The organism is Massilia sp. Mn16-1_5 (genome assembly GCF_004798585.1).
In the GTDB taxonomy this organism is placed as follows: domain Bacteria; phylum Pseudomonadota; class Gammaproteobacteria; order Burkholderiales; family Burkholderiaceae_D; genus Telluria.
Genome location: NZ_PPXQ01000043.1, coordinates 1 through 4829, shown reverse-complemented (window position 1 = coordinate 4829; position 4829 = coordinate 1). Strand labels below are relative to the sequence as shown.

The window sequence follows — 4829 nt, the reverse complement described above, 5'->3', positions numbered from 1 at the left end:
TATTACTCACCCGTTCGCCACTCGCCACCAGGCCGAAGCCCGTGCTGCCGTTCGACTTGCATGTGTAAAGCATGCCGCCAGCGTTCAATCTGAGCCAGGATCAAACTCTTCAGTTCAATCTCTGTTTTCGCCATTTCTGGCAACCTGATTTCTCAGGTGTCGCTCACTCAAAATACTGACCGTCATCTCATTGCTGAGATAACGTTTAATACTTTGTGCGAACATTTGATAATTTAAGTAATCAGCTGAACGAGTCAGCCGGCACCTTCATCAAACGCCCACACTTATCGACTGTTAATTGTTAAAGAACTTATTCGGTACTGCCTTGCTGCGTTTTGCGAATCGTTTTGTTCGTCAGCAGCAGAGAGATGAGATTATGCAGTGTTTCGCGTTTTTCGTCAACCTCTTTTTTACTTCACCGCGTTTTCCGCGGCCCTCGTTGCAAGTTCAACTACTTGATTCCGTTGCCGTTTTCGCGAGGTGGCGAACTATAGCAAACGGCAGACAGACTTGCAAGGCCTGTTGCGCTAACGCGCCGGAATCAGTTCGATCGTCTCCGTCGCCGCCCTCTCTACCGCTTGTCGGCTATATAGCAGAGGAAAGTATTTCCCCTCCGCCCAGCTGCTCGCCAGGTCGCGATAATGGACACTGTCCGGATTCCCCGACTGCCCTGGCGTGTTGATCGCCCGCGAGTTATCCCAGTTGCCGACGTCGAGCACCATGCGGAAGGACGGTCCGTGCACATGCTGGAAATTCTCCGGGTGGTAGCCGGAAACGTTCGCGGTATAGCCTCCCCCGCCGCGAGGCAGAGGGCCGACGTTCAGCCGCGCGCGGTTGGCCGGGTCGAGGATCGGCGCCATCGGATGAACAAAATAACTGAAGTGCAGTTTCCCCCATGCCCAGCGCTTGGCATCTTTCCCCTGCAGGCTCTCCATGTCGGACCATGCCGCGGCCAGGCTGGCGAGCAACAACGCGTCGCGCTTGCGATTGGCATCCGGGCCGAAACGGTCCGCCGGTGCCTCGAGTGTCTGCAGCAGGACACTGGCATGCGGCGTCCGCACGACCTGGCTGGCGACCGGATCGAGCACCGCGTCGACGAACATCCGGCCGAGATGGCGCGACCACCAGACTTCATACAGGGCGGCAGCCGCCGAGCTTGCCTTCTCCTCGCCATTCCACTCTTTCAGCAAACGCAGTGCTGCCCGTGTCTTCGGATCGGGCGACGACAGCGGCTTGAGCAAAACCAGCAGACGGCGCGCCGTCAGGGACACGACGTCGTTCTGCAAGCGCTGCATGTCCTCAATGCTCGCCTTCGGCTTGGCCGACAGGACCTGGGCGATCCGTTGCGCCCTTGCCCTATCCGGCCACTCGAAGCCCAACTTGTGCTCTTTGTAGGGGAAAGAAGCAGGCAGGTTCATCTCGTTCGCGGAAGCGAACCAACCCTGCTTCGGATTCAGGACAAAAGGCAGTGTCGCTCCATCCAGGAAACCCTTCCATTCGTAGCGGCCATCTCCCGGCACGGGCATCAAGCCATCCCAGTTTGGGCGTACCGGTGCCAGGCCGCCGGCCACCCAGCCGATATTCCCGCTCGTATCCGCATACACTTGGTTTTCGGTCGGTGCGCCCCAGCGCTCCATGGCGCGACGGAACTGCGTGAAGTCCTGCGCGCGCATGTAATCGATGCTGCCGAAATACGGAGCCATCCCGGGCGCGCTCCAGGCGGTGCGCACGGCCAGCATCCTGCGCTTGGCCGACTCCTCGTAAATCACCGGTCCGTGCCGCGTGAAGCGCAGCTCGACCGGAACCGGTTTGCCGCCACGCACGGCAATGGTCTCCTTCACGATGCGCATGGGCTCCCAAGTATCCTTGTAGCGATACTGCAGCGGACTCGCGGGATTGGTTTCGTAGACGTACAAGTCTTCCTGGTCGATGCTGAAGATCGTCAGGCCAAACGCGACTTTACCGTTATGGCCGATCGATACGCCGGGCAAGGCGGGCTCGCCGGCGCCGATGACGTCGAGGCCGGGCGCGTTCAGGTGCACGATGTAGCGCAGCGAAGGCGCTCCATAGGCGCGGTGCGGATCGTTGGCGAGAATCGGACGGCCGGTACTGGTGCGCGATGGGGAGATGACCCAGTTGTTGCTGCCCTCGAGCAGCTCCGCATTCGGAGGCGCGTTGGCCAGCTGCACGGCTTCCGGGCTGAAGCGCACGTTGTCCGTCGCGCGCGTAAAAACGTCGAGCGCGTCGTTCGGCAGGCAGGGGTCGAGCCCGTCGGGCACGCGTGTCTTCCAGGCGGGCGACAGCTGCGCCCGGATTTCGTCGGCCGCCAGGCCTGCATGGCAGACGACGTATGCGCGTGCGAACTCCTGGGTCAGGTTGCGGGTCAAGCCATGGCTGCGGATACGCACGACGTCTTCCGGACGCCACTTCGCCGGCTTGTAGTTCAGCCGGCGAAACTCGAAGGGGAGCAAGGCGGGCTTGCGCGCGATGGTGTCGATATAGGCGTTGATGCCGGCAACAAAACGTTCGCTGGTGCGTTGCGCATCCTTGCCGTAGGCCTTCCATTCGGCGTCCATGTCGCCGCGGTAGAGGAACAGGCGCGCGGCGCGGTCCTGCTCGACATAGGCGGGACCGAAGACCGAGGCCAGTTCTCCCAGGCCGCGGCGGCGCCACAGGTCGATCTGGAACAGGCGATCGCGCGCCGCATTAAAACCCTGCACGAAGAACACGTCGTCCTGGTTCGCGGCGTAGATATGCGGCACGCCCCACTTGTCGACCAGGATCCGGGCCGGCTGTCGTAGGCCGGCGACTTCGACTGCCTGCTGGGCTGCGGCAGGTAATGCCGCGCAGCCCAGCAGCAAGAGCATCGTTCCCAGCCGGCGCGTCAAGCGGCGGCCTCCGCGACCGGCAGCGTCGGCACGGTCTTGTTGCGCATCGGAGGAATGGTCCAATAGGTGATCGCGCGCCACAGCCATTCCATCGGACCGTAGCGAAAGCGGGCCAGCCAGAAGTGGCTGAAGGCGACCTGGAAGACGACGACCGCGGCCACGAACAGCATCTGGTCGACACGCGAGACGCCCCAGTTACCGAAACCGTAGCCGAAGAAAAACAGCGAGGCGATCAGCGATTGCGACAGGTAATTGGTCAGGGCCATGCGGCCGAAGGGTGCAAGCACGCTGATCTTGTTGAACGCACTGGCGCTATGGAGCAGCAGGATGACTAGACTGACATAGCCGAGCGAGGCCGGCAGGTTGCCCAGCATCTGCAGGCCGGAAGCCAGCTGCCAGCCGTCGGCGCCGCCTGATCCTGGAATCGGATGCATCGCAATGGTCGAGCCGAGCAGACCCAGGCCGATACCGAGCGGCAGGCCGTAGAGTGCCAGCTTGCGGAACAGGGGCAGATGGGCGCGGGCGTTTTCCATGACACCGGAGCGCACGAACCAGGTTCCGATCAGGAACATGCCGATCAGGATCGTCGCAAAGCCGACCTCACCAGGCGCATGTTCTTTCCAGCGTTCTGCGCGCAGGGCAACTGCCTCGCCATAGGTGCCGGCCGTCATGACCTTGGTTTCCTTGGCAATCTGCTCTTCGCGCTTGGCGCGGTTCTTTGCACGCTCGGCCTTGCGCTCCTCGACCTTCTTGGCGGCTTCCTTACTGAGCACGGTGGCCGGCTTCTCCGGGAAGAAGTACATCGATGCGCCGGCGGCCGTCATCATGAAAAAGGAGAAGCAATAGATGCCGACGCCGAGACGCCATGGACGCGCCGGCTTGTCGTCGTGGTAGCGCTTGGTGAGGTAGCCGAGCGTGAGTAAAGCGACGCCGAGGATCGGCAGGGCGAACCGGGCTTCGCGCGGCGCAGCCGGCAAGGCCCACATGACGGCTCCGGCAACGATGCCGATCGCGCCCAGCAGCATCAACATGAAGGCGATGACGGGCGAACGGCCGAAACGTTTCTTGAAACGCTGTTCACCGCGCAGCCACCAGCCGGCCAGGCTGAAGAAGGCAATGCCGCCGGCGATGCCGAACATTGCGTCGAATCCTGGAATGAACCCGCAGCCGACGCAGACGGCGATCGCGGCGGCGATCCACTTTGGTTTGCCGTACAGGACGATCAACAGGGCCGCGGCGCCGACCGCATAGCTGAACAGGATGTCGCCCGACCACAGGAAAATGCTGTGCAGCGCGCCGAAGACGGCGAGCGCGGCGATACGGCGCATATAGGGAACGAGGAAACTGCGCTGGGACTGTTCGGCGCGGCTCAGCATCACGGCGAAACCCATGCCGAACAGGAGAGAGAAGATGGTCCAGAATTTACCGACGACGAAATACTGGACAAACCAGGAGATCCAGAGATTGGCGCCGCTCAGACCGGTCTGCATGCCCGAGCCCAGCTGGGCGATGGGACGATTGAAGTACTCGACATTCATCATGAGGATGCCGATCAAGGCAAATCCGCGGACGACGTCGAGTGATTGAATCCGTTCGCTGCCGACGACTGGCGTCAAGGCCTTACCTGCCGGTGTCTCCATCGCTATCCCCTGTTGGTTGTCGATCAGGAGATGGTAGTGCGGAGCAGGATGGCCGAAATGGCATTTGCGACGAAAGGTCGAAAAGCGCGGCTGAACTGCAGTTGCGGCTTCTGAGCAATGCTTTTCGAGCACAAAGCAAAAAACCCCGCTCAGGTCACTGAGCGGGGTTTTTCATATAACTAGCCTGACGATAACCTACTTTCACACTGGTTGCAGCACTATCATCGGCGCAAAGTCGTTTCACGGTCCTGTTCGGGATGGGAAGGGGTGGGACCGACTTGCTATGGTCATCAGGCATGAC

At 61.3% G+C, this 4829-nt stretch carries 2 protein-coding genes and 2 rRNA genes; all 4 read right to left on the bottom strand.

All coding sequences use genetic code 11. The features are described 5' to 3' along the window. Positions 1-116, bottom strand: a 16S ribosomal RNA gene (locus C2862_RS24920); the annotation flags it as partial. Positions 117-527: 411 nt separating this feature from the next. Further along, positions 528-2867, bottom strand: a complete 2340-nt coding sequence (locus C2862_RS24915; protein ID WP_136223736.1) for a penicillin acylase family protein — start codon at positions 2865-2867, stop codon at positions 528-530. A gap of 17 nt (positions 2868-2884) precedes the next feature. Further along, on the bottom strand, positions 2885-4528 hold the full coding sequence (locus C2862_RS24910) for a DUF418 domain-containing protein (RefSeq protein WP_136223735.1): 1644 nt from the start codon (positions 4526-4528) through the stop codon (positions 2885-2887). 182 nt (positions 4529-4710) lie between these two features. After that, a 5S ribosomal RNA gene (rrf, locus tag C2862_RS24905) occupies positions 4711-4823 on the bottom strand. Positions 4824-4829 lie beyond the last annotated feature (6 nt).